Origin of the sequence: Accumulibacter sp. (assembly GCF_036625275.1) — a bacterium.
Taxonomy (GTDB): Bacteria; Pseudomonadota; Gammaproteobacteria; order Burkholderiales; family Rhodocyclaceae; genus Accumulibacter.
This window is the reverse complement of sequence record NZ_JAZKUD010000025.1, coordinates 1-23,898: the sequence shown is the minus strand read 5'-3', so window position 1 is coordinate 23,898 and position 23,898 is coordinate 1. Positions and strand designations below refer to the sequence as shown.

The following is a 23,898-nucleotide window of genomic DNA, read 5'->3' as shown; positions in this document are numbered from 1 at the left end:
GAAAAGTCATGACCGTTAACCGGAACAGCAACGTCAATGCCAAGTTTTTTGTCGTGGCTGCTGCGGGGACCGCGACGGTCTTGGTCAGGTCGCCGCTGTCTCCGCCCGCCCCTGGAACTCGTCGATGATGTCCGCCAGGGTGATCCGGCGACCGAAGTCGCCGAAGTTTTCCTCGAGTCCTTCGGCGCGCAGGAGGTCGCGCACCGCCGCATGCGCCGCCACCAGCCGCAGGCGAATGCCAGCTGCTTCAAGCTCTGCGTGCAGCGTCCTCAGCATTCGCGCGCCAGCCAGATCGACAGCGGGTGAAGTGGACAGATCGCACACTGCCAGGGTCAACGGTCGGGGCATCGTGCAAATCCTTTGCCAGACGGCATCACGCACATGTTCGGCATTGAAGTACAACAGAGAGGCCTCGACACGGAACAGCAACGCCCCCGGAACAGCCTCGTTGTCCGGGTTACGCTCCATGTCGGAGTAACTCCGGGTACCGGGGATGTGGCCAAGGAACGCCACATGCGGGTGCGCGGCACGCCGGATGAGCAACAGCAGTGACACCAGGACCGCAACGATCACGCCCTTGAGAATGCCAAGCACCAGCACGCCGGCGAATGCAACCATCGAGACGCCGAACTCGAAACGGCTGACCCGCCACACGTGGCGCAGTTCGCCAACATTGATCAATCCTTTGACGGCAACCAGCACGATCGCCGCGAGAACCACATTCGGCAGGTTGTGCAGCATCCGGGTCAGATACAGCAGGCAGAGGCCAATCGTCAGCGAGGCGAAAACGAGCGCCAGCGGCGTCCTGGCGCCAGCCTTGTCGTTCACCGACGACTGCGACAGGCCTCCGGCCACGGGGTAGGCCTGGAACAGCCCCGCTGCCAGATTTGCCGCGCCCAGACCGAGAAGTTCCTGGCGCGCATCGATCTCGTAGCCGCGCGCCTGCGCCAGGGCACGAGCGGCAGAAACGCTTTCCACGTAGGCCAACAAGAGGCACGCGAACGCCAGCGGAATCACCCCGTCCACATCGCGCACCCGCAAATCCGGGAGTTTGAAGTCGGGCAGTCCCTGCGGCAATGCGCCGACGATCTTGAAGCCGAGTTCGCCCAGCGGGGTCACCGACAGCAGGAGGATCGAGACGACCACCACGAAGAGGGCGATCGGGCGGCCGGGCAGAAATTTTTCCCCCAGCAGCAGCACGGCGAGCGCGGCAAGACCGAAAGCGAGCACGGCGAAGTGGGTATCGGGGAGCTGGCCAGCCAGAGTGACAACGGATTCGAAGAAGCCGTGCCCGCCGCCCTTGACGCCGAACAGCTTGGGCAATTGAGTCATCGCGATGGTCAGCGCGGCACCCGCCTTGAAACCGAGGAGGATGGTTTCGCTGATGAAGTTGACCAGCGAACTCAAGCGAAACAGCCACGCCAGCACGCACATGGCGGCGATGACCACCGCCGTCAACGCCGCGATGGACGCCCAGCGTTCCGGATCACCCTGCGCCATGCCAGCGACCGTAACGCCGACCAGCATTGAGATCGCTGAAGTGGGACCGATCGCCAACTGGCGCGACGAGCCGAACAGCGCGTAGAACAGGCCGCCCACCAGATAACAGTAGATACCGTATTGCGGCGGTAGCCCCGCAAGCGAGGCGTAGGCGAGCGACACCGGAATGCCGTAGGCCGCCAGCGTCACGCCGGCGATCGCATCGTTCGCCAACCACTTCGTCTGATACGAAGTGAGCCACTGTGCCGGCGGAAACACTGCGCGCCAGCCGCCAACCGGAGTCTCGTGTGCCATGGTGCTAACGGGCCGAACTTGTTCTTGATTTGCCATCGGACTTAGGGATTTTCTTCAGGTTGCACTTCGAGCCGTCCCTCCCGAACCGCCCTGACGAAGGCACGGTAGTCGCGCTGATTCTGGTCGCTGTACTCGACGGCAAACTCGCAGATCGCGTCGTCGAAGACGGCACTGGAACCCATGTAACCGGCGATCAGCGCCGCGTCGCCCGAACGCGCATGTGCTCGTGCCAGCGCCCACGCGCACAGCCGGCCATAGGTGGTCAGGCGGTCGACGTCCCATCCCTCAACGATCGCGCTGATCTTGACATCCCGTAACTGGCGGAAATAGTAGTGCCGGCCATTTTTCCCCGTCGTCCAGCCGAGGAACATGTCGCTCGCCGATTGCATCAGGCGCTGTCCAGCAACCACGCGCTGGCCGTGATTGGCATGCAGGCTCGCGCCCGCATACGGTTCGAGGACCGATGCCCGTGCTTCCTTGATCTGCAGGAAAAGCGGGTCATTGTCGGCGGCCATGAACAGAGCGACGAGGCATTGGGTGCCGACGCTGCCGACACCGACGACCTTGACCGCCAGGTCGCAGAGCTGGAAACGGTCGAAGAGCACGCGCACGTGCTCCGGCAGTGACTCGCGGTACATGGCCAGGGCTTCGCGGTACTGCGTCCGGATTCCCGGCGCCTGTTCCTCGCTGGGGTGGAAGATGAGTGGCGGATTGTCCTTGATCTTCGGCAATGCGCCGTGATATTCGGCAAGTTTCAGGAAGACGTTTTCGACCGCGCTTTGCTGGTGCGCTTTCTCAAGCCGCTTGGCGGCGAACTTCCTGAGCCTGGCGTTGCTTCCACTCATCTCGGCGATCGCGCGCTCCAGCGGGATGTTGTCGTACCAAACGCCAAGCGCGCGCATCGACGAATAGTCGACCATCCGCTCGCGGTAGGCACGCACCGTCGCCGTCGCCGCCCTGGCGGCCTCGTTTTCCTTCAGGTGAAGATACTGCGCGGCAATGACGATGCTCGCGGTCAGACGCTTGAGGTCCCACTCCCAAGGTGCGGGCAGCGTTTCGTCGAGGTCATTGACATCGAAGACCACTTGCCGCTCGGGTGTTGCAAAGCCGCCAAAGTTCAGCAGATGCGCGTCGCCGCAGGCCTGCACCCGGAGTCCGGAATTCGGGGTGGACGCCAGGTCGGCCGCCATGATTGCCGCCGAACCGCGGTAAAAGGTGAACGGGGACTGCAGCATTCGCCCAAAGCGGATCGGAACGAGTTCGGGCATCCGCCCCTCGTTCGATTCCGTGAGGATTTGCATCGGATCGCGCCGCTTCCTGGGCGGCTTCCATCCGCCCTGCGCCTCGCGCGGCACCACGTCGCGCAGCGCGCTTCCCTGTGCGCGGCGCTCTTGCGGCGACAGAACCGCCGCCTGGGTGTTTGCGGTGGCGCTTTCCTGCGGGTCATCGAACTTGTTCTTCGACATCGTACAACCCTCCCTGTGAAAGACCGCCAGAAAATCAGTATAGACTCGCCAGAAAGCATTGACCAGCAGAGTCACCCGTGACAGCAGGGCAAATGGGGGTTCTAACCGCCCACCGTCATTCCGGCGTCCGCCGGAATCCAGATTCGTTCGTCCAATCAGGCTTCTAAACCGCCGTTGGAGTGACCGCTCGGGGGCTTGCTCGCTCCCGCAGGAAGAACTGAAAATCAACGGGTTACGGGCAGAATAAATTTACCCTGTCAAGGCTTGCATTTCTCGCGGTCCTCGGTTCTAATGGGGCCTCCTGGACTTGAGGCTGACGACGATGTGCCGTTTCCAAAACCCTGCTCAACTGCTGGCTATGGCCCGGCTTGCGGGTTTTGCCGTGGGCGGTGCTGCGGTCGCCGTACTGGTCGTACGCGTGCTACGTGTAGAGCCTGACACACCGTCGAGGGTCGGAAGAAGATAAGTCGAAGCCCAGAAAATTCCAGAAACCCCCCGCCGGTGCAAGCCGAGCGGGGGTTTTCATTTCCGGACCCACGGTCATGACCCTATCCCGTATCCCTCACCCCCGATCCCTCTTTCGCACGCGGGAGAGGAGAGTTTTGTGAGTCGCCGAAGCGACTTTCACGGTCAGCTTTGGCGATGCCGAAGGTAGCCGTTCATTTTGAGGAGATTCCCTTGTCCCAACAAACCCCCGAAACCCTCACCGGCGCCCAGATCGTCGTCCGTCTGCTCGAACGCCAGGGCGTCCGAACGCTGACCGGTATTCCCGGCGGCGCCATCCTGCCGATTTACGACGCCCTGTCGAAATCGGCGCTGATCCACCATGTCCTCGCCCGGCACGAGCAGGGCGGCGGTTTCATGGCCCAGGGGATGGCGCGCGCCACCGGCGTACCGGCGGTCTGCATGGCCTCGTCCGGCCCCGGCGCGACCAATCTGCTGACCGCGATTGCCGATGCCAAACTGGATTCGATTCCCCTGGTGGCGATCACCGGGCAGGTGCCCAGGCCGATGATCGGCACCGATGCCTTTCAGGAAGTCGATACCTATGGCCTGAGCATTCCGATCACCAAACACAACTTCCTGGTCGGTTCGGCCGACGAACTGCTGAGCATCCTTCCTCGCGCCTTCTGCATCGCCGCTTCGGGGCGTCCCGGGCCGGTCCTGATCGATATTCCCAAGGACGTGCAGAATCAGCTCGTCGAGGTCGACGAATGGCCCGAGCCGGGCCGTGCCGACCGTGTGCCGGCACCGTCCAGCGAATTGATCGAGGCGGCGGCAGCGATGATCAACGCCGCCGCCAGGCCGATCCTCTACCTCGGCGGCGGTGTCGTGCATTCGTGTGCTTCCGGAGCGGCCGTGGCGCTCGCCGAAAAAGCCCGCCTGCCGACGGTCATGACCCTGATGGCGCTCGGTGCGATGCCGGTCGATCATTCCCTGTCGCTCGGCATGCTCGGCATGCACGGCGCGCGCTGCACCAACCTCGCGCTCGACGAGTGCGATCTGCTGATTGCCGTTGGCGCCCGCTTCGACGACCGGGCAACCGGCAAGGTGGCCGGTTTCTGCCCGCAGGCGAAGATCATCCACATTGACATCGACCCTTCCGAACTCGACAAGATCAAGACCGCACACATCGGCATCGCCGGCGACGTCGGCGCGGCCCTGGCGATGCTGCTGCCGGCGATCGAGACGCCGGCACGTGCGGACTGGCTGGCGCGGGTGGCCAGCCTCAAGGCCGGGCATCCGCTGCGCATGCCGGGCATCGATGATCCGCGCACCCCTTACGGCCTGATCCGTGCCGTCGCCGATTGCCTCGACGACCAGGCGATCATCGCCACCGACGTCGGTCAGCACCAGATGTGGGTTGCGCAAGCGTATCCGCTGCGCCGACCCCGGCAATGGCTGACCTCCGGCGGGCTCGGCACGATGGGCTTCGGCATGCCGGCGGCGATCGGCGCTGCGCTCGCCGAACCGCAGCGCACCGTGGTCTGTTTTACCGGTGACGGCAGCATTCTGATGAACATCCAGGAACTGGTCACGGCCGCCGAGGAAGGGGTGAACGTCAAGATCGTGCTGATGAACAACGCCTCGCTGGGCCTGGTCTTCCAGCAGCAGACGCTGTTTTACGGCGAGCGCATCTACGCTTCCCAATTCAAGGGCATGCCCGACTTCGTCCGGGTCGCCGAGGGGTTCGGAGTGCCTGCCATCGATCTCGACCGGGAGAGCGATCCCCCGGCCGCGCTGGCCAGGGCGCTGTCGTCCTCGGGCCCGATGCTGATCCACGCCAGCATCGCCATGCACGAGCAGGTCTTGCCGATGGTGCCGCCGGGTGCGGCCAACAAGGAAATGATCGGAGGCTGAACGATGAACTCGATTACCCGTACGGAAAACCAGGCACTGTCGCGCACGGTGCTCGAACTGGATGTCAATAACCACGCCGGCGTCATGTCACATGTCGTCGGCCTGTTCTCGCGGCGAGCGTACAACGTCGAAGGCATCCTGGTGATGCCGGTCGGCAGCGGTGTGACCAGTCGCATCTGGCTGCTGGTCAACGAGGATGAACGACTGGACCAGATGGTCAAACAGATCGAGAAGCTCGAAGATGTCCTGGCCGTGCGCCGGCATGGCGCCGAGCATGAAGTGTTTGTGCGGCTGGAGGAGTTCTTTCGCTAGCCAGAGCCAGGTTTGCAGGGCGGGCTGCCGGGATCTCGGCCGGGCGGCATCCGGCAGCGCCCGCCGGGCAGATTGGTTTGGTGGGGCAGGGGCGGGAGACAGTCGGCAAGAACGCTGCTGACGACTCCGACCAGCGCCTGCGTGCGCACTCAAGCTAGGGTTGCACCTGGTCGATCAGCACGCGCAGATTCCGGCTGCCGGGCTTGACGCCGCTGAGGGTGCCGAAGAGGTCGCCGCTCGAACTCTGCGCCTGGCCCGCCTTGGCAATCCGCGCTTCGATGCGGATCGTGGCGAAATCCGAAATCTTCTTGCCGCCGGCGAGGGCCATCGAATCGTCGAACTCGAAGCGCAGCGGCAGGTCGGCGACGCTGGCGCGTCTGGCGGCGAGCGGCATGCGCGGTCCTTCCTCGGCGCGTGCAAAGACGAACAGCACGTCGCCGGGCTGGACCGTGCCGGCGAGCTTGCCGCTCAGCGTCACCTCACCACTGACGGCGCCGGCGCTGGCGCCGGGTTTTGCGCTGCCGCCGGCCTGGGCGGTGGCGAATTCGCGCGCCTTGCCGATCGCGGCGGTGAGGGCAGCGGCTTCCTCGGAGCCGGGTTCGACCAGTTCGAGGAGGCGCGACCAGTAGTCGGCGGCGGCTGCGAACTGCTGGCGGTCGGTGGCGGCAGCGCCGGCCAGCAACAGCGCTTGCGGTTCCCTGGGGTTGATCCGCAGGGCGCGTTCGATCAGTTCGCCCGGCCTGCCCTGCAGGCTGCCGCCCTGGGTCTGCGCGAGGACATCGGCGTAGTCGGCGAGCAGCGCCGGGTCCTGGTTAACCAGGGCGGCGGCGCGTTCGTAGGCCTGCGCCGCTTCCGGGAAACGTTCGAGCACCTTGTACGATCGGGCCAGCATCACCCAGCCCTGGGGGTCGTCGGGGTTCTTCTGCAGCTTGTCGACGAGGCCGTCGAGCATGGCCTCGATCTGTGCGGGGGCGATGCGCGCCTGCCGCTGCAGCGGGTCGAGCGCGCGCGGATCGCCGAGCAGCGCGTAGCCGGCGGCAGCGGCGAGCGGGATGAGCACCAGCAAGGCCAGCGCGGTCCTGCGACCGCCGCCGTCGGCGGTCGTCGGCGCGGTCGGCGCAGGCATTTCTTCGAGCAGACGGCGTTGCAGTTCGCTTTTCGCCTGAGTGAAATCGGCCTCGGCGAGCGAACCGTCGCGGCGTTCGCGTTCGAGTTCGGCGAGCTGGTCGCGGAGAATCGCGAGGTTGGCTTCGCTCTGGTCGGTACGGCCCGAAGACCGTGGTGTGCGCAGCAGCGGTGGCAGGAGGAGGGCGATGACGGCGGCGACCAGCAGGGCTGCGGCGATGAGGAAGGCGGTCATGGCTGTCCTTGCCGTGCATCCTGCTCGTGCAGCAGCGCTTCGGCGCGGCCCTGCTCGTCGGCGCTCAGGGGAGGGTCGCTGATCGCCCGGTCGCGTCGGCGCAGGTAGACCAGCAGTGCCGTCAGGCCGGCGACGAACAGCAGGCCCGGGCCGAACCACAGCAGCAGCGTCGTTCCCTTCAATGGCGGCCGATAGCGGACGAAGTCGCCGTAGCGGCTGACCATGAATTCCATGATGTCGGCGTCGCTCCTGCCGTCCTGGATCAGCGTGCGGATTTCGCGGCGCAGGTCGTTGGCGAGTTCGGCCTGCGAACCGGCGAGCGATTCGTTCTGGCAGACCAGGCAGCGCAATTCGGAAGCAATTGCGATCAGGCGCTTTTCGGTCTGCTCGTCTGCCGCCAGTGGCCGGGCCTCGCCGGCGTGCAGGAAGGGCATGTGCAGCTTGCACACGGCGAGCAGCAGAAGCATCAGGAAGAATCTCATTTCGACAGTTCCGAAAGCAGCGGCAGGATCTTGCCGGAGAGGACCTCGGGGGTGATCGGGCCGGTGTGCTTCAGGCGGATGATTCCCGCCCGGTCGATGACGTAGGTCTCCGGTACGCCATAGACGCCGTAGTCGATGCCGGCGCGGCCATCGATGTCGAGCACCGACAGGGTGTACGGGTTGCCGTGCCTGGCGAGCCAGTCGGCGGCGCGTTCGATGACCATTTTCCGTTCGCTGCCGGCGGGCAGCCGGTCGATGTCGATGCTGCCGTCGCCGCGCACTTCCTTGTAATTGAGGCCGATCAGCGGCACCGTCTGGCGCTTCGCCAGTTCGACCAGCAGGGGATGTTCCTGGCGGCAGGAAACGCACCACGACGCCCAGACATTGAGCAGCCAGACCTTGCCGAGCATGTCCTGCGGCGAGAACGACTGCGCGGGCGCGTCGAGGCGCGACAGCGAGAACGGCGGCGCCGCTTTGCCGACCAGCGGCGAAGGCAGGTCGCGCGGGTTGAGCCGGAGTCCGACGGCGAGCAGCGCGACGAGTACGACGAAGCCGATCAGCGGCCAGAGAAATCGGTTCATGGTCCGTCTCCTATGCTTTCTGGGCGAGCGCCGCGGCGGCCGCGGCAGGCGCGCCGGCGCGCGCCCTGACACGGTAGCGGCGGTCGCTGATGGCCAGCAGTCCGCCGATGCCCATCAGCAGGCAACCGCCCCAGATCCAGTCGACGCAGGGTTTGTGGTAGACGCGCACCACCCAGGCGGCGTCCGGCCTGGCCTTGTCGATCGGTTCGCCGAGCGAGACATAAACGTCGCGGAGGAAGCCGGTATCGATCGCCGCTTCGGTCATCGGCATCGATGACGCAACGTAGAAACGCTTCTCCGGAAACATCTTGCGCACCGGCACACCGTCCTTGAAGAGGTCGATGTCGCCGACCAGCGCGCGGTAGTTCGGTCCTTGCTGCGGGCGAACGCCGTTGAAGCGGAAGTGGTAGCCGCCGACGCCGACGCTGTCGCCGACCTCCATCCTGACATCCTTCTCGGACTGATAGGCGCCGACCAGGGTGACGCCGACGACGAAGACGGCGACGCCCAGATGCGCCAGATGCATGCCGAAGAAGCTGCGCGGCTGCCGCAGGGCGGTGGCCAGGAAGGACCGGCCGGCGCGCGTCGCCTGCACGCGTTCGACACCATTGAGCAGGGCGCAAAGAACGATCCATGCCGACAGCAGCAGGCTCAGGGCGACCAGCGGTTTCCATTCGCCATACAGGAAAGGGGCGCCGAGGCCGACCAGGGCCGCCGCGAGAAAAGCCCAGCGCAGCGTGCGCGCGAGTTCGCCGGCGCTGGCGTGCTTCCAGCGCGCAAAGGGCGCCACGCCGATCAGGAACAGCGCCGGCAGCATCAGCGGCACGAATACCGCGTCGAAGTAGGGCGGGCCGACCGAGAGCTTGCCGGCGCCAAGCGCGTCGATCAGGAGCGGGTAGAGCGTGCCGAGCAGGACCGAGGCGCAGGCGACGACCAGCAGCACGTTGTTGGTGAGCAGCAGCGACTCGCGCGAGAGCAGGCCGAAGCGTCCGCCGAGACCGACCTTCGGCGCCCGCCAGGCGAACAGCGCCAGCGAGCTGCCGATGACCGTTCCCAGAAAGGCGAGGATGAAGATGCCGCGGGTCGGGTCGGTGGCGAAAGCATGCACCGAAGTCAGCACGCCGGAACGGACCAGGAAGGTTCCGAGCAGCGACAGCGAGAACGCCGAGATCGCCAGCAGCACCGTCCAGTTCTTGAAACTGCCGCGTTTCTCGGTTACCGCCAGCGAGTGCATCAGCGCCGTGCCGACCAGCCAGGGCATGAAGGAAGCGTTTTCCACCGGGTCCCAGAACCACCAGCCGCCCCAGCCGAGTTCGTAGTACGCCCACCACGACCCGAGTGCGATCCCGAGCGTCAGAAAGATCCACGCCGCCGTGGTCCAGGGTCGCGACCAGCGTGCCCAGGCGGCGTCGAGCCGACCCGAGAGCAGTGCGGCGATGGCGAAGGCGAAAGCCACCGAGAATCCGACATAGCCCATGTACAGCATCGGCGGGTGAATGATCAGTCCGGGGTCCTGCAGCAGCGGGTTGAGGTCGCGCCCCTCTTCGGCCGCCGGCAGCAGGCGCTCGAAGGGGTTCGAGGTGAGCAGGATGAACAGCAGGAAACCGGCGCTGACCAGGCCGAGAACGCCGAGCACGCGCGCCACCAGGGGGATGGGCAAGGGCTTCGACAGCAGCGCGACGGCCAGCGACCACAGCACCAGCATCAGCATCCACAGCAGCAGCGAGCCTTCGTGCCCGCCCCAGACGGCCGCGACACGGTACTGAAGCGGCAGCAGCGTGTTCGAATGCTGGGCGACATAGAGCACCGAAAAATCGTTGTCGACGAAGGCGCTGGTCAGGCAGGCGAAAGCCGTCACCAGCAGCAGGGCCTGCGCGATCGCCGTCGGCCGGGCCAGAGCCATCCATGGCTGGCGGTCGAGGTGGGCACCGAGCAGCGGCAGCGTGCCCTGTGTCAGGGCGACGCAGAGCGCGAGGATCAGGGCGAAGTGGCCGATTTCCGGGATCATGATCGTGTCGTCAGTAAGAGTTGAAGTCGCGCCCGCGACTCACGAAACTTCCCTCGCCCGCTTGCGGGAGAGGGGGGTAGGGGGGGTTAGGGAAACGGTCATGGCTTTCATTATTGGGGGGCTGGAATGGCCATGACCGTTACGGTTTGAGGGTCCTGGCGGTGGCTTCCGCCGCTGCCTTGTTGCTTGCTGCGCGTTCGTGGGCATCGCTGACGGCCTTGGCGGCTTCCGGCGGCATGTAGTTCTCGTCGTGCTTGGCGAGCACCTCGGTGGCGGCAAAGACGCCATCCTCGGCGAGCTTGCCCTGCGCGACGACGCCCTTTCCCTCGCGGAAAAGATCCGGCAGGATGCCCTTGTAGGCGACGGTCATGTCCTTGTCGGTGTCGGTGACGACGAAGCGCAGGGTCACGCCGTCGGGCTGGCGCTGCAGCGATCCCTCCTTGACCATGCCGCCGATACGGAAGCTCTTGCCCCTGGGCGCTTCGCCGGCGGCCACCTGCGTGGGCGAAAAGAAGAACACCAGATTGCTCTGGAAGGCATTGAGCACCAGCGTTGCGACCAGGCCGAGAAGCGCCAGACCGCCGATGATCAGCGCCATGCGTTGGTGACGTGGTTTCAATTCGGACTCCTGCGGGAACTGTTTTCGCGCTTGCGCCGGGCTTCGGTTCGCTCGGCACGGTATTGGTGCCTCAGACGGGTGACGAGTTTCTTCCGGTCATGCAACAGCAGGAGCGGTTCCAGCAGCATCAGCAGCGCCATCACCGCCAGCGATCCCCAGACATAGAGACCGTGGTTGCCCATCGCCAGAAAGTCGGCGAGACTGTTCCAGTGTATGCCGGGCATTCTTCTACTCCGGGTCGGTGAGCAGCTCGCGCACCCAGTCGGTGTGCCGCTCGCGCTCGAGCATGATGGTGCGGACACGCATCAGGGCGATGGCGATGCTGTACATCCAGCAGGCCAGGGCGCACAGCAGCATGCCCCAGAGCATCAGGCTGGCCATGCTGGGGGCTCTGGTCAGGCTGACCGAAGCGCCCTGATGCAGGGTGTTCCACCACTTGACCGAAAAATAGATGATCGGAACATTGACCACGCCGACCAGCGCGAGGATCGCGCCGGCCTTGTCGGCGCGGCGTGGATCGTCGATCGAGGCCTGCAGGGCGATGAAGCCGATATAGAGGAAGAGCAGGATCAGTTCGGAAGTCAGGCGCGCATCCCAGACCCACCAGGTGCCCCACATCGGCTTGCCCCATAGTGCGCCGGTCCATAGCGAGAGAAAGGCAAAAAGGGCGCCGGTCGGCGCCAGCGCCGAGGCCATCATCCCGGACAGGCGGAAGTTGAAAGCCAGCCCGATGGCGGCCCAGAAAGCCATCACCAGGTAGATGAACATCGACATCCACGATGCCGGGACATGCAGGAAGATGATTCGATACCCTTCGCCCTGCTGTGCATCGGTCGGCGCCAGCAGAAAGCCGATCGTCAGTCCGAGCACGCCGAAGATCGCGGCGAGCGTCCAGAACCAGGGAATCAGCTTGCCGGCGAGCGGGTAAAAGGTCTGTGGGCTGGCGTATCTGAACCAGTTGATTACGCGCTTACTCATCTATTCCAGGGCTACTCTCATTCCAGGGCGACTCTCAGGGCCGCGGCAGTCGGCCACGGCGCAAAAAACACGCCGCCCAGCGCGAGCGCGCCAAGCAGCGACAAATGGGCCTGCGGGCCGAGTCCGCTCAGCGTCGCATCGACTGCCCCGGCACCGAAGATCAGCACCGGGATATACAGCGGCAGGACCAGCAGCGATAGCAGCACGCCGCCGCCGCGCACGCCGAGCGTCAGCGCTGCGCCGATCGCCCCAATCCCGGACAGGGCCGGCGTGCCGATCAGCAGCGACAAGGTCAGCACCGCCAGCGCGTCGCCGGCCAGGTCGAACTGAATGCCCAGCAGCGGCGCCAGCAGGACCAGTGGCAGGCCGGCCACCAGCCAGTGCGCGATGACCTTGCCGAGCACGATCAGCGCCAGCGGCTGCGGCGCCAGCGCCAGTTGTTCGAGCGTGCCGTCGCGGTGATCGTCGGCAAACAGGCGCGGCAGCGAGAGCATCGTCGCCAGCAGCGCGGCCACCCACAGCACGCCTGGCGCCAGCCGGCGCAGTTGCGCCGCTTCGGGTCCGACACCCAGCGGGAACAGGCTGACGACGATGATGAAAAAGAACACCGCCGCAACGATGTCGGCCTGCCGCCGCATCGCCAGTCGCAGGTCGCGACCGATGACGGCGCGGATCGATTCTAGCATCAACGACAACCGCTATTGCACTGCGTCATCGGCGCCGAGCCACAACTCGCGCAGCGCTGCGGTCGGTATGGCAACCGCCTGGTGAGTGGTCAGAACCGCCAGACCGCCGCGTTGCAGATGCGCGCCGATCAGGCCGGAGATCAGCTCGACTGCGGCTGCGTCGAGGGCGACATAAGGTTCATCGAGCACCCACAGCGCGCGCCTCTCATGCACCAGCCGGGCGAGCGCGGCGCGGCGCTTTTGCCCTTGTGACAGGTAGCGGCAGGGAAGGTCGGCGCGGCTAAGCAGTCCGAGCTGTTCGAGGGCATCGAGCGCCGCGTCCTCGTCGAGCGTTTCCTGTGCCAGGGTGGCCGACGACCGGATATTCTCCAGCGGCGTCAGTTCCTCCTTGATCGCGTTCTGATGGCCAAGGTAGCACAGTTCGCTGCGGAACTCGTCGCCGAGTTTGCCGATCGGCCGGCCGCGCCAGCGAATGTCGCCACCGGCCGCTGGGGTGAGACCGCAGAGCATGCGCAGCAGGCTGGTTTTTCCCGAACCGTTCTTTCCCTGCAAATGGAGCATCTCGCCGCCTGCGAGCCGAAAACTGACGCCGGCGAACAGGTGGCGTTCGCCGCGTATGCATTCCAGATTCGAAGCTTCGAGCATGCAGAGGGTGATCCGGGAAATGGTCAGGACCGGGTCAAAACCGGGTCAAGGCCGGGTCAAAACCGGCGAGGGCATATTGTGAAGGCGGGAGTTTAGCCCCGGATTGACGAAAATCAAAATCGATTCAGTGGCTTTGCGTATTCTTCACGAGGTTCTTCCGGGAGCGTGGCAGTGGAACAAGGCGTTCTGCAGTTGACACTGGCGTGGGACGGCCAAGAAATTGTGTCGGCCGAGATCGTTTCCTCCCGGCCGATGTTGGCCAAAGCACTGCGTGGGCTGCCGGTGGCGCGAGTTTCCGGGATCATTCCGCGTGTTTTCAGTCTCTGCCGCCATGCCCAGAATGCCGCTGCGCGCCTGTCCATCCAGGCGGCGCAGGGTCGCTGCGTGGCAGTCGATGAGGCCCAGGATCTGGGGTTGGCGGTTGCGGTCGAAGCGATCGTCGAACACCTGTCCCATTTGTTGATGGCCTGGCCACCCCTGCTGCAGAAACCCGGTCGAGCCAGGCGGATCGAAGAGTTCGGTCTCTGGCGCAAGCGCCTGCTGGCGGTCGTCGATGCCGCGGCGGTCGCGGCACTCGGGGTCGATCTCTCGAACTGGCTGGCCGACCTGGAAGCACCGCCGTTTGACGACCAACTGGCCGCCGCTGCGGTCGCGTTGCTGCCACAACTTTCTGCCGCCGAGTGGGCCCCGCTGGTCGATCCTGAGGATTTCGCGACGCGGCCGACCTTTGCCGGTCAGGCTGCGGAAACCGGGGTTCTGGCTCGACACGCCGGCGACCCCGGAGTGGCCCTCCTGCTTGCCGACGGCCAGCGTATCCAGGCGCGCCTGGCAGCGCGCCTGCTCGAATTGCGCTGGCTGGCGGCAGGACTCGTTGACCCGTCGCGCCTGTCGGCGCTCGTCGATGCCACGGTCGTCGCGGTCGGTTGCGGTCTGGCACGCGTCGAAACGGCGCGGGGGACCTTGCTCCACCGCGTCGAACTCGCGGCTGACTGCGTCGAGGACTATCGGATCATTGCGCCGACCGAATGGAATTTTCATCCGCAAGGCGCGTTTTTCCGCGAGATGTCCGGTTGTCCGGCACAGACCCGCGACGAGGCACGGATCAGGGCCGCTCGCCTGGCCCTGTCGCTCGATCCGTGCGTTCCCTCCGAATTGAGGATCGTCGATGCATGAAATGTCGCTGGCCATGGGGGTGTTGCAGATCGTTGAGGACGCCGCGCGCGCACAGTCGTTTCAGCGCGTGCGCCTGGTGCAACTCGAAATCGGTGCGCTGGCTGCCGTGGAACCCGAGGCGATGCGCTTCTGTTTTGATGCCGTCAGTCGCGGCACCCTCGCCGAAGGCGCCATCTTGGAGGTCATCGAGGTCGCCGGCCAAGGTTTATGCTTTAATTGCAATATGACAGTGCCGCTTGCGGCGCTGTACGACCCTTGTCCGGCCTGCGGCGGGCACCCGGTTCAAGCGACCGGGGGGACCGAGATGCGGGTGAAGGAACTGGAAGTCGAATAACAATGAGGAGACAGCACAAAGATGTGTACCACTTGCGGTTGTGGCACCGGGGAGACCCATGTCGATGGCAAGGCCCTGTCCGGGCCTGGGAATGTACAGGCAACCCATTCGGCGTCGGTTCCGCCGCCGAATGGCGAGGGCGCCGGGGAGATTCCGGCCGGGATGAGCTACCGCGCCGTCGGCGCTCGGCATGGGCAGGCCCATTTGCACGCCGACGGCCGGCGGCACGTGCATGACCATGACCATGCCCACGACGCTGCGCACGGCCATGCGCATGCCTCGGTGGCCGCGCAGGGGTCGGCAACGACACCATCACGGCTGATACAGATCGAACGCGACATTCTCGCCAGGAACGATGGCTACGCAGCCGAGAACCGCCGGCGCTTCGACGAGCAGGGGATTTTCGCGCTCAATCTGGTATCCAGCCCCGGTTCGGGAAAGACCAGCCTGCTCTGCCGTACCATCGACGCACTCAAGGGACAACTGTCGATTGCCGTCATCGAGGGCGATCAGCAGACCAGTCGTGACGCCGAACGGATTCGCGCTACCGGCGTTGCCGCGCTGCAGATCAATACCGGCAAGGGTTGCCATCTCGACGCGCATATGGTCGGCCATGCCCTGCACGAGCTGGCGCCGGCCGACGACTCGCTGCTGTTGATCGAGAACGTCGGCAATCTCGTCTGTCCGGCGGCATTCGATCTCGGTGAAGCCTGCAAGGTGGTGATCCTGTCGGTCACCGAAGGCGAAGACAAACCGCTCAAATATCCGAACATGTTTCATGCGGCCTCGCTGATGCTGCTCAACAAGGTCGATCTGCTGCCCCATCTTTCCTTCGACAGCGATCTGGCGATCGCTTATGCCCGCCAGGTCAATCCGGCCTTGCAGGTGATTCCCTTGTCGGCAACGACGGGCGAGGGCTGCGAGCAGTGGCTGGCCTGGCTACGAGCCGGCTGCAGCGCACGCCGGGAGCAGAAGCGGGTGACGATGGCGTCGCTGCAGCGCCGCATCGCCGAACTCGAAGCACGGCTGGCAGCGGGAGGCTGAGATGTCCGAGTCCATCGTTTGTCAGCACATCCGCGTCAGTGGGGTCGTTCAGGGCGTCGGTTTTCGTCCTTTCGTCTGGCGCCTGGCCCGGGAACTGGGTCTTGCAGGCTGGGTACGCAACGATTCGCGCGGGGTCGAAATCGAGGTTCGCGGCGCCGCTGCACAGGTGCAGCGTCTCGTCGAGCGTCTGGAACTCGACGCGCCACCGCTGGCCCGGGTCAACTCGGTGACCACCCGCGATACGGTGTCGGCGCGCGGCGGCGAAGGCTTCGTGATCATCGACAGCCGCAGCGGCCGGGCCGCGACGATGATCGGCCACGATACGGCGGTCTGCCGTGATTGTCTGACCGAGATGTTCGACCCTGGCAGTCCTCGCTGGCGTTATGCCTTTACCAATTGCACCAACTGCGGGCCACGCTACACCATCAGCCGCAGCCTGCCCTACGACCGTGTGCGCACCAGCCTCAAACCCTTTGTGATGTGTCACCGCTGTCAGTATGAATACCGCCGGCCCGAGGACCGGCGTTTTCATGCCGAGGCCAATTGCTGCCCGAAATGTGGGCCGCATCTGTTTCTGCTCGACGGCGAAGGACACCGCCTGCCCGACGACCCGCTCACCACTGCCCTGGCCCTGCTGCGCCAGGGGAAGATCGTCGCCATCAAGGGCCTGGGCGGTTTTCATCTGGCCTGTGACGCCCGCAACGCGGTCGCCGTCGCCTTGTTGCGCGAGCGCAAGCAGCGTGACGAGAAACCCTTTGTGGTGATGCTGGCAAATGCCGCTTCGGCCGCTCGGCTGGTCCAGATCGGCATCGGCGAACCGGGTCTGATGGCGCTGCCGACACGCCCGGCAATTCTCCTCCGCAAACGCGGCAGTTGCGACGACGCCTTGCCCGGTGTCGCCCCTGGCCTGGCCTGGCTGGGCGTCATGCTGCCGTACACGCCGGTGCAGTTTCTGCTTTTCCACGAGGCCGCCAAACGCCCGGCAGGGGTCGGCTGGCTGGAACGTGCGCAGGATCTCGCGCTGGTCATGACCAGCGCCAACCCCGGTGGCGAACCGCTGGTGGTCGGCAACAGCGAGGCCCTGCTGCGTCTCTACGGGATCGCCGACGCTTTTCTGATGCACGACCGCGACATCGTCACGCGTTGCGACGATAGCGTCGCGCGGATTACCACCGGCGGCCTGCAGTTCATCCGTCGCGCACGCGGTTACACGCCACGCGCGATCAAATTGCCGGTCTCCGGACCTTCGGTGCTGGCGGTCGGAGCCTGGTTCAAGAACACCATTTGTGTGACCCGTGGTGATGAAGCCTACGTTTCACAACATGTCGGCGACCTCGACAATGCAGCCGTTTGCGATTTCCTCGAGGAAAGCGTCGCGCAGTTGCTGAAACTGCTGGGTGCCGAACCGGCGATCGTGGCGCACGACCTGCACCCGGATTTCCATTCGACACGTTTTGCCGCCGACTTTGCCCAGCAGCGTCACCTGCCGCTGCTGGGCATCCAGCACCATCATGCGCACGCGGCGGCAGTGCTCGCCGAACACGGCCTGCAGGGCGCACACCTGGCGCTGTCGCTCGACGGCGTTGGCCTCGGGACCGATGGCGCGGCCTGGGGTGGCGAATTGTTGCGTGTTGACGGCACCCGCTTCGAGCGTCTCGGTCATCTATCGTCACTCGCGCTGCCGGGTGGCGACCGCGCCGCCAACGAGCCGTGGCGAATGGCGGCGGCAGTGCTGCACCAACTCGGTCGCAACCGCGAAATCAGCGAACGTTTTATCGGCCAGCAGGCCGCACCGGCAGTTGCGCAGATGCTGGCGGGCGACATCCATTGTCCGCCGACGACGAGCATGGGCCGGATTTTCGATGCCGCTGCCGGCCTGCTGGGCATCCGGTCGGTGATGGCCTACGAAGGGCAGGCGGCGATGTTCATGGAAGGTCTGGCGCAGTGTTACGGCGACATTCTGCCGCTCGATCAGGGCTGGCGGATCGAACAGGGCCGCCTCGACCTGTTGCCGCTGCTGGCGGTACTCGCGGATGAAAAGAATGCCGAGCGGGGCGCCGCGCTGTTCCATGCCACGCTGGCTGCCGCCATTGCCGACTGGGTGCGAGTCCTGGCGCCTGACGAAAAGGCGGTGGTCGGCAGCGGCGGCTGTTTCCTCAACCAGGTGCTGGTGCGTGGCTTGCGCGCTCGCCTCGGCGCGCAAGGAATCAAACTGGTGGAAGCGCGCCAGGTGCCACCCAACGATGGTGGACTATCGGTCGGTCAGGCCTGGATCGCCCTGCAGCATCTGCTGGGCCATTAGAGGAGCGCTGAACATGTGTCTTGCACTGCCTTGCCGGATCGTCGAACTGCGGCCGGATGAGCGGGCGCTGATCGATGTTGCCGGCGTCGGCAAGGAGGTTTCACTGGCGCTCGTGGAAGACGTCGCCGTCGGTGACTACGTGATCGTGCATGTCGGCTACGCGCTGACCCGGCTCGATCCGGAAGAGGCCGAAAAAACCCTGGTACTGTTTGCCGAACTCGGCGAAGCGGCTTTGCAGGAGGCCGGCGTTGCAGGTGAAGCGATCCGCTAGGTCGGCAAGCTTCAGCGCTCGGCCTGAGCCGGTCGAAAGCCTCTTCTGTGCAATGGACCAGGACCCACCGGCCTTCTTGTGATCGGGGCGTGCATGGCTAATTCCCTGCGGAAAAACTTCTCATGGAGTCTTGTCGGCAACATTGTTTATGCATTGTGTCAATGGTTGATGCTGATCATTATTGCCCGCCTCGGAAATGCTCGGGACGTCGGCGTCTATTCGCTGGCCCTGGCCATTTCTGCACCGGTGATGCTTTTTCTGGGCATGAATCTGCGGGTGGCCATTGCCACCGATCAGAAACGTCAATTCGATCTTCAGGACTATTTCATATTGCGTGTCTGTTCCAGCACCGCCGCGCTGGTCATCATTTCATTCGTGGCCTTTTTTCTGTACCGGACCGAAACCTATGTACTGATCGCCATCATCATGGTTTCACTGATGAAACTGGTGGAGTCACTGAGTGATGTCTGTTATGGATTCTTCCAGCAGCAGGAGCGCAATGACCTGATCTCCAGGTCATTAATTCTGAGGGGAGTCAGTACGGTCTTGCTGCTGCTACCGGCTTATGACTACCTCGGGTCGCTGACGGAATCGCTCGGGGTTGTCTTGTCGGTCTGGCTGGCAATTCTGGTGGTTTTTGATGCACGAAATCTTCGAGATCTGTCGGTTGCCGGAACCGACCCTCCGATCCGCTCTGCGCAATGTCTGGGTTTGCTCAAGGTCGTCTTTCCGCTGGGTTTCGTGGCCCTTCTTGATTCATTGACACCGAACATCACTCGCTACGCCGTCGAGTATTTTTTTGGCCTCGAAAAATTAGGGTACTTCTCCGCGATTGCTTATCTGATGGTGGCTGGAGGGACCGTTGCCGGTGCCTTGGGAAATGCGGCGACGCCGCGGATGGCCCGGCATTTTGCGAACAACGAATGGTCCGAATTTTGTCGCGTAGGCCTGATGGCGGTCCTGTTGGGTTCGGGTGTCGGAGTTTGTGGCCTGATCGTATCGGTTTTTTATGGCGAGCAATTGCTGGGCTTCATTTATGGCGAGCCATACATCGCGTATCAGCCGTGCTTGGTGATCGTCATGCTGGCCAGTATCCTATGGTACGCTGCCGGCCTGACAGGCTGCATGCTCAATGCTGCCCGTCGGTTCGGACACCAGTTGCTGGCAAACTGGCTGGCCATCTCAGCCGTTTGCATCGCCGTTGCCGGATTTGGGAGCAAAGGCGGAATCAATGGCATCGCCTGGGCGTTGGTGATAGGCATGGGTGCAAGATTGGCTGCGTCTCTGGGTTTGCTCTTCATGACGCTCCGGAAAGGCACGGGCTGAATGTCAATATCCTATCTGTTGCGGAGAAGCGGTATTTTCCTCGCGCTTGTACGCCTGCCATTCCGGATCATGAGGAGGATCGGGAATAAAATAAACACCTTGTGGTGGAAGCTGCATTTGTTGCGCCTGGGCCGGAATTCCCTTGTCGAGATTGGCGTATCGATCGAGAACCCAAGGCAGGTCGCTGTGGGTGAGAATTGTCTGATCTGCCGTGACGCCACCCTGGTGTCGGAGACCATTGACGGAAATCTCTTCCTCGAGGATCAGGTGCAGATCAATCGAGGGGTCAAAATCGATCATACCGGTGGTGTGTTGATCAGGGAATACTCATTGATCTCGGAAGGCGTGACAATCTACTCGCACACGCACGGGACAGACCCGCACTCCCGTCCTAAAGGCATACCTAAAACAATCGGCGCAAAGGTGTGGATCGGCGCGCACGCCATCATCATGGAAAACTGCAGCAGCATTGGCGAGGGGAGCGTCGTGGCTGCTGCTTCCGTGGTGACCAAATCGATTGACCCCTATGTCGTGGTCGCTGGCAATCCCGCACGGGTGGTACGCAGGCTTGGCAATGATTGAGAGGTTTCTGGCGATCATGATCATGACCGGATTCCTGCTGATTCCCTGGGCGATCGAGCGTGGTCAGGGGATTTTTGCTCCGCTGCGAACCTATTCGATATTGAGCTTCGTGACGACGGTTCCGTATCTGCTGCTTCTCTCCTTCGACCCTTCGGTCATGTATCCTCCAGTTGCCCAGCATATTCGCTACAACGAGTTCAATGATTTGTTCCTGAAATACACATTTGTTCAGGGGGTGGCGTATCTGTGTGTTTTTGCCGGCTATCTGACTGCCGGACGGCTGTCGTTTGGCTGGGTTTCATCCGTCGGTGTACCCGTGGTACCTGCCCTGTCGGAGAGCACGATCCTGAGAGCCGCCGTCATCGCTCTTCTGCTTGGCATGGCCTTGTGGATCGTACAGGTGCAGCTTGTCGGCGGATTGGAGTTTTTGCTTCTCAACCTGGGCGATCGTACCAGTCTCACCGCTGGCCTCGGCTATCTATCAACCGCGGCTAATGCCATGCTCGCCTTCAGCGTACTCCTGATGGCATATTCATTTCAATACGGCAATGGAGTGGGGAAAAAAATCTGTTTGGCACTTTTTTTCGTCATCGCGGCGATCAGTTATACTGTTTTTGGAGGCAGGAAGCACCTTCTGCATTTGCTGCTGATGCTGTTGTTGACCTGGCATTACAGCATCAAGAAAATAAATTCGGTCAAACCCTCTCATGTCGCCCTGGGTTTTTTCGTGGCATTCTATTTCGTCAGCGTTTTGCTGCTCAGGCAGGGGGATGCTCTCGAGTATTATATGAATCGTCCAGGCGAGCTGTTTGCAGATGTTCTGGATAACGTGAACATCTTTGTCATCCAGTTGAGTTATGTCGATACCTATATGTTCATCATCCAGCATTTCGATCAGAACGACTACTGGTGGGGACGCTCGTACATCGATCTGCTGTATGCTCCGATACCAAGCACGTTCTTTCCTGACAAGCCTCCTGTCGATGATGGCGTTTATATCCGAAGCTTGATGGAGGGATGGAACGTGATTCCGCCAACACCGTTCTGGAAAATGTACCCTTCCTCCACGCCACCGGAAACCATCGGCATCGGCTATGCCAGTGCCGGCTTGTTGGGAGTGGTGATCGGCATGTTCATCCTGGGAATGATCATTCGTTTCTCGTATTCGTTGATGATGTCGAGAAGAACCTTTTTTAGCCTGTATGTCTTTTTGATGGTCCTTCTCAATTTTCAGTTGACAAATCTGCGACTCGCCCAGTTTCTGACCAGTTTACTGATTGCCTGGCTGTTCTGCTCGGTCATGCTGCGCTACAGGAGGAGTGGAAAATTCGCTCGATTGGTGTGAGGCTGGTGCCATCCTTTCATGTGAAAGTCGCGTATGCGACTCACTCATCTCCCCTCCCACTCGCGGGAACGAAGGCGGGATTTCGCGGAGCACGGCTCCGCACCCATCGAACAATCCCGGCGTGCAAGCCGGAATGCGCCCTGCAAGGGAGGAAAACGGTCATGACTTTCATGATCGGGGGTGCCTGGAAAAATCATGACCGTTCGCTTCGACCCCTTCACGGAAACGACATTTGCAATATGAAATCCAGGATTCTGGTCTTCAGTGATTATTATCTTCCGGGCTACAAGGCAGGAGGACCGATCAAGAGCATTGCCAGCATCGTCGACCTGCTGGGTGACGATTTTTCGTTTTACGTGGTGACTTCGGCGAAGGATCTGGGTGAGTCGCAGCAATACGAGGGAATAAAACTTGGAGAGTGGGTGAGGGTCGGCAAGGGACATGTGTTTTATACCGACTCGGGCCTGCCGCCATGGAACGACTTGATGAACCTGCTTTCCGGGAACTGGGCGTGTGTGTACCTCAACAGTTTCTTCTCCAGTCACACGATCAAGGTTCTGCTGGCACTCAGGATGCTTCGCAGAAGAACCCCGGTACTGCTTGCTCCGCGTGGCGAATTCTCGCCCGGAGCATTGAACCTGAAACGCAGGAAAAAACAGGGCTACCTGGCGGTCGCGAGACTGCTGGGGTACTACGATCGAGTCTGCTGGCACGCCTCGACGCCGCGTGAGCAATCGGAGATCTCGGCGTATTTTCCGTTGCCTTCGGATAGCAGGCGTGGGTCAGGTCAGTTTTTCGTTGCCGGCAATCTTTCAACGAACCAGGGGGGCGTCGTCAATCCTCTGCCGGAGAAACAGTCCGGTCAGTTGCGGGTAGCCTTCCTGTCGAGAGTGGCGCGCAAGAAGAACCTGCACTACGCGCTCAAGGTTCTCTCGGAGGTCTCCGGAAGCATCGCGTTCGATATCTGGGGACCGCTCGAAGACCAGGCCTATTGGCATGAATGCCAGGCGATCATCGAGACGGCACCGACGACTTTGCAGGTCACCCAGAAGGGGTCCATCGAGTCGAAGGAGGTCGTCACCATGCTGGGCAAATACCACGTCTTTCTGTTCCCGACGCTGGGCGAGAACTTCGGGCACGTCATTCTCGAAGCCATGACTGCTGGTTGTGCAATCCTGATCAGCGATGCCACCCCCTGGCGAGGCTTGCAGGAAAAGGGGTACGGCTGGGAGCTCCCGCTTTCTCGGCCAGAATCCTTTGTCGCAGCCCTGAACGAAGCCGTCCGCTGGGACACGGCAAGATTCGCGGAAGTGTCAGCAGCGGCTCGAACTGCCGCCGCGGCATACCTGGAACATGCTGGAAACGTCGAGGCGAATCGAAACATGTTCGCCGCCATGGTGAATTTGTCCTCAGATTCCGGGCCACTGCCGCGACCATGACGATCCAGGAATTGCGGGACAAACGCCGGGACTTCGTCCAGGCCGTCCAGAACGCTGTCACCGAAGATCTAACGGTCATGACTTTTCCAGGCACCCCCGATCATGAAAGCCATGACCGTTTCCCTCTCCCCCGACCCCTCCCCCGCGAGGGAGGAGGGGAGATTCTTGAGTCGCATACGCGACTTTCACATTTTCGCGCGCGCAGCGGGCCGCCGCGCCGCCACCGACGCGATCCGGCGGGCCCTCGACGATGGCGGCGATGCGACATGGAACCCGGCGGATCGTCCGCCGCCCGCTCCGCGCCTTTGGCGCGCAGCACCACCACTCAATCTCGCCAATCCGGGCGAACCGCTGGCCGGCAAATGGCGAACTTGGGCGCTGGCTGACGGCCGGGAGATGCCGCCACTGCCGCCGCTCTTCGGCAGCGAGCGCTACTGGGAAGAAGCGCGTGAGGTGCTGCGGGTAGCGCGCCGCTTGAGCGTCGAGCAGAAGCGCGTCGCCGACGAGTGGAACCTGGACAAGGGTTCGGTGACGCCAGCGGGAGTCTGGAATCGCAAAGCGATGCACTGGGTTGGCCCAGCACGCCCTGGGTACGGCGGAGACCGCACAGGTATTGGCCGCGCTCAACGTGGCGATGGCGGATGCGCTCGTCGCCTGCTGGCAGGCCCCCTGTGTCAGACTAGTTGTCGCCTCGATAGGATCTGAAACCGGGGGCAATAACGAGGTGAGGAAATGGCAAGATACGGACAAGTGATGAAGGATCGGGTGGTAGCGAAGCTGTTACCACCGG

At 63.1% G+C, this 23,898-nt stretch carries 23 protein-coding genes; 12 read left to right on the top strand and 11 right to left on the bottom strand.

The genetic code is table 11. The features are described from left to right. Positions 1-84: 84 nt before the first annotated feature. The gene (locus V5B39_RS10405; RefSeq protein ID WP_332342823.1) at positions 85-1,794 is read right to left on the bottom strand and encodes a SulP family inorganic anion transporter; all 1,710 of its coding nucleotides are present in this window, start codon (positions 1,792-1,794) and stop codon (positions 85-87) included. A 41-nt stretch (positions 1,795-1,835) separates the two neighbouring features. Beyond that, positions 1,836-3,260 (bottom strand): DUF2252 domain-containing protein, encoded by a 1,425-nt coding sequence (locus tag V5B39_RS10400; RefSeq protein WP_332342822.1) that lies wholly within the window; start codon positions 3,258-3,260, stop codon positions 1,836-1,838. A gap of 642 nt (positions 3,261-3,902) precedes the next feature. Here V5B39_RS10400 and ilvB point away from each other — a divergent pair. After that, on the top strand, positions 3,903-5,621 hold the full coding sequence (gene ilvB / locus V5B39_RS10395) for an acetolactate synthase large subunit (protein ID WP_434735682.1): 1,719 nt from the start codon (positions 3,903-3,905) through the stop codon (positions 5,619-5,621). A gap of 3 nt (positions 5,622-5,624) precedes the next feature. Further along, positions 5,625-5,933 (top strand): acetolactate synthase small subunit, encoded by a 309-nt coding sequence (gene ilvN / locus V5B39_RS10390; protein ID WP_332342820.1) that lies wholly within the window; start codon positions 5,625-5,627, stop codon positions 5,931-5,933. A gap of 154 nt (positions 5,934-6,087) precedes the next feature. Here ilvN and ccmI read toward each other — a convergent pair whose 3' ends face one another. The 9 genes from ccmI to ccmA all read right to left on the bottom strand — a co-directional run bounded on the left by ccmI (position 6,088) and on the right by ccmA (position 13,292). Continuing rightward, positions 6,088-7,293 (bottom strand): c-type cytochrome biogenesis protein CcmI, encoded by a 1,206-nt coding sequence (ccmI, locus tag V5B39_RS10385; RefSeq protein WP_332342819.1) that lies wholly within the window; start codon positions 7,291-7,293, stop codon positions 6,088-6,090. Further along, positions 7,290-7,775: a cytochrome c-type biogenesis protein gene (locus V5B39_RS10380; RefSeq protein ID WP_332342818.1), complete on the bottom strand. Its 486-nt coding sequence runs from the start codon at positions 7,773-7,775 to the stop codon at positions 7,290-7,292. Before V5B39_RS10380 ends, ccmI begins: the two co-directional genes overlap by 4 nt. Next, positions 7,772-8,356 carry a DsbE family thiol:disulfide interchange protein gene (locus V5B39_RS10375; RefSeq protein ID WP_332342817.1) on the bottom strand — a complete coding sequence of 195 codons (585 nt, stop codon included), beginning with the start codon at positions 8,354-8,356 and terminating at the stop codon, positions 7,772-7,774. The genes V5B39_RS10380 and V5B39_RS10375 overlap by 4 nt, the downstream gene beginning before the upstream one ends. A gap of 10 nt (positions 8,357-8,366) precedes the next feature. Beyond that, positions 8,367-10,364 carry a heme lyase CcmF/NrfE family subunit gene (locus tag V5B39_RS10370; protein ID WP_332342816.1) on the bottom strand — a complete coding sequence of 666 codons (1,998 nt, stop codon included), beginning with the start codon at positions 10,362-10,364 and terminating at the stop codon, positions 8,367-8,369. Positions 10,365-10,503: 139 nt separating this feature from the next. After that, complete coding sequence (gene ccmE / locus V5B39_RS10365) at positions 10,504-10,983, bottom strand: cytochrome c maturation protein CcmE (RefSeq protein ID WP_332342815.1); 480 nt, start codon at positions 10,981-10,983, stop codon at positions 10,504-10,506. Beyond that, a complete protein-coding gene (gene ccmD, locus V5B39_RS10360; RefSeq protein WP_332342814.1) occupies positions 10,980-11,207 on the bottom strand; it encodes a heme exporter protein CcmD in 228 nt (75 codons plus the stop codon). Before ccmD ends, ccmE begins: the two co-directional genes overlap by 4 nt. Before the next feature lie 4 nt (positions 11,208-11,211). Beyond that, a complete protein-coding gene (ccmC, locus tag V5B39_RS10355; RefSeq protein WP_332342813.1) occupies positions 11,212-11,961 on the bottom strand; it encodes a heme ABC transporter permease CcmC in 750 nt (249 codons plus the stop codon). A 17-nt stretch (positions 11,962-11,978) separates the two neighbouring features. Further along, the gene (ccmB, locus tag V5B39_RS10350) at positions 11,979-12,647 is read right to left on the bottom strand and encodes a heme exporter protein CcmB (RefSeq protein WP_332342812.1); all 669 of its coding nucleotides are present in this window, start codon (positions 12,645-12,647) and stop codon (positions 11,979-11,981) included. Positions 12,648-12,659: 12 nt separating this feature from the next. Then, entirely contained in the window at positions 12,660-13,292 is a 633-nt protein-coding gene (gene ccmA, locus V5B39_RS10345; protein ID WP_332342811.1) for a cytochrome c biogenesis heme-transporting ATPase CcmA, read from the bottom strand. 171 nt (positions 13,293-13,463) lie between these two features. On the opposite strand from ccmA, the gene V5B39_RS10340 reads away from it, so the two are divergent. From V5B39_RS10340 to V5B39_RS10290, 10 genes are all read left to right on the top strand, one after another. Next, positions 13,464-14,465 (top strand): nickel-dependent hydrogenase large subunit, encoded by a 1,002-nt coding sequence (locus V5B39_RS10340; protein ID WP_332342810.1) that lies wholly within the window; start codon positions 13,464-13,466, stop codon positions 14,463-14,465. Beyond that, on the top strand, positions 14,458-14,799 hold the full coding sequence (gene hypA / locus V5B39_RS10335; protein ID WP_332342809.1) for a hydrogenase maturation nickel metallochaperone HypA: 342 nt from the start codon (positions 14,458-14,460) through the stop codon (positions 14,797-14,799). The genes V5B39_RS10340 and hypA overlap by 8 nt, the downstream gene beginning before the upstream one ends. A 21-nt stretch (positions 14,800-14,820) precedes the next feature. Beyond that, complete coding sequence (hypB, locus tag V5B39_RS10330) at positions 14,821-15,843, top strand: hydrogenase nickel incorporation protein HypB (protein WP_332342808.1); 1,023 nt, start codon at positions 14,821-14,823, stop codon at positions 15,841-15,843. 1 nt (position 15,844) lies between these two features. Then, on the top strand, positions 15,845-18,145 hold the full coding sequence (hypF, locus tag V5B39_RS10325; RefSeq protein ID WP_332342807.1) for a carbamoyltransferase HypF: 2,301 nt from the start codon (positions 15,845-15,847) through the stop codon (positions 18,143-18,145). 13 nt (positions 18,146-18,158) lie between these two features. Next, positions 18,159-18,416, top strand: a complete 258-nt coding sequence (locus V5B39_RS10320; protein WP_332342806.1) for a HypC/HybG/HupF family hydrogenase formation chaperone — start codon at positions 18,159-18,161, stop codon at positions 18,414-18,416. Between the two features lie 93 nt (positions 18,417-18,509). Beyond that, entirely contained in the window at positions 18,510-19,742 is a 1,233-nt protein-coding gene (locus V5B39_RS10315; RefSeq protein WP_332342805.1) for a lipopolysaccharide biosynthesis protein, read from the top strand. Further along, positions 19,743-20,324, top strand: coding sequence for an acyltransferase (locus V5B39_RS10310; protein WP_332342804.1), 582 nt, complete (start codon positions 19,743-19,745; stop codon positions 20,322-20,324). After that, positions 20,311-21,669 carry a hypothetical protein gene (locus V5B39_RS10305; protein ID WP_332342803.1) on the top strand — a complete coding sequence of 453 codons (1,359 nt, stop codon included), beginning with the start codon at positions 20,311-20,313 and terminating at the stop codon, positions 21,667-21,669. Before V5B39_RS10310 ends, V5B39_RS10305 begins: the two co-directional genes overlap by 14 nt. A gap of 239 nt (positions 21,670-21,908) precedes the next feature. Then, positions 21,909-23,108 carry a glycosyltransferase gene (locus V5B39_RS10300; protein WP_434735681.1) on the top strand — a complete coding sequence of 400 codons (1,200 nt, stop codon included), beginning with the start codon at positions 21,909-21,911 and terminating at the stop codon, positions 23,106-23,108. 165 nt (positions 23,109-23,273) lie between these two features. Next, complete coding sequence (locus tag V5B39_RS10290) at positions 23,274-23,813, top strand: hypothetical protein (protein WP_332342801.1); 540 nt, start codon at positions 23,274-23,276, stop codon at positions 23,811-23,813. The last annotated feature ends 85 nt before the right edge of the window (positions 23,814-23,898 follow it).

Coding starts and splice junctions, on each gene's coding strand:
- V5B39_RS10405 (WP_332342823.1), bottom strand. CDS start 1,794: ATGGCACACGAGACTCCGGTTGGCGGCTGGCGCGCAGTGTTTCCGCCG.
- V5B39_RS10400 (WP_332342822.1), bottom strand. CDS start 3,260: ATGTCGAAGAACAAGTTCGATGACCCGCAGGAAAGCGCCACCGCAAAC.
- ilvB (WP_434735682.1), top strand. CDS start 3,903: ATGCCGAAGGTAGCCGTTCATTTTGAGGAGATTCCCTTGTCCCAACAA.
- ilvN (WP_332342820.1), top strand. CDS start 5,625: ATGAACTCGATTACCCGTACGGAAAACCAGGCACTGTCGCGCACGGTG.
- ccmI (WP_332342819.1), bottom strand. CDS start 7,293: ATGACCGCCTTCCTCATCGCCGCAGCCCTGCTGGTCGCCGCCGTCATC.
- V5B39_RS10380 (WP_332342818.1), bottom strand. CDS start 7,775: ATGAGATTCTTCCTGATGCTTCTGCTGCTCGCCGTGTGCAAGCTGCAC.
- V5B39_RS10375 (WP_332342817.1), bottom strand. CDS start 8,356: ATGAACCGATTTCTCTGGCCGCTGATCGGCTTCGTCGTACTCGTCGCG.
- V5B39_RS10370 (WP_332342816.1), bottom strand. CDS start 10,364: ATGATCCCGGAAATCGGCCACTTCGCCCTGATCCTCGCGCTCTGCGTC.
- ccmD (WP_332342814.1), bottom strand. CDS start 11,207: ATGCCCGGCATACACTGGAACAGTCTCGCCGACTTTCTGGCGATGGGC.
- ccmC (WP_332342813.1), bottom strand. CDS start 11,961: ATGAGTAAGCGCGTAATCAACTGGTTCAGATACGCCAGCCCACAGACC.
- ccmB (WP_332342812.1), bottom strand. CDS start 12,647: ATGCTAGAATCGATCCGCGCCGTCATCGGTCGCGACCTGCGACTGGCG.
- ccmA (WP_332342811.1), bottom strand. CDS start 13,292: ATGCTCGAAGCTTCGAATCTGGAATGCATACGCGGCGAACGCCACCTG.
- hypA (WP_332342809.1), top strand. CDS start 14,458: ATGCATGAAATGTCGCTGGCCATGGGGGTGTTGCAGATCGTTGAGGAC.
- hypB (WP_332342808.1), top strand. CDS start 14,821: ATGTGTACCACTTGCGGTTGTGGCACCGGGGAGACCCATGTCGATGGC.
- hypF (WP_332342807.1), top strand. CDS start 15,845: ATGTCCGAGTCCATCGTTTGTCAGCACATCCGCGTCAGTGGGGTCGTT.
- V5B39_RS10320 (WP_332342806.1), top strand. CDS start 18,159: ATGTGTCTTGCACTGCCTTGCCGGATCGTCGAACTGCGGCCGGATGAG.
- V5B39_RS10315 (WP_332342805.1), top strand. CDS start 18,510: ATGGCTAATTCCCTGCGGAAAAACTTCTCATGGAGTCTTGTCGGCAAC.
- V5B39_RS10310 (WP_332342804.1), top strand. CDS start 19,743: ATGTCAATATCCTATCTGTTGCGGAGAAGCGGTATTTTCCTCGCGCTT.
- V5B39_RS10300 (WP_434735681.1), top strand. CDS start 21,909: ATGAAATCCAGGATTCTGGTCTTCAGTGATTATTATCTTCCGGGCTAC.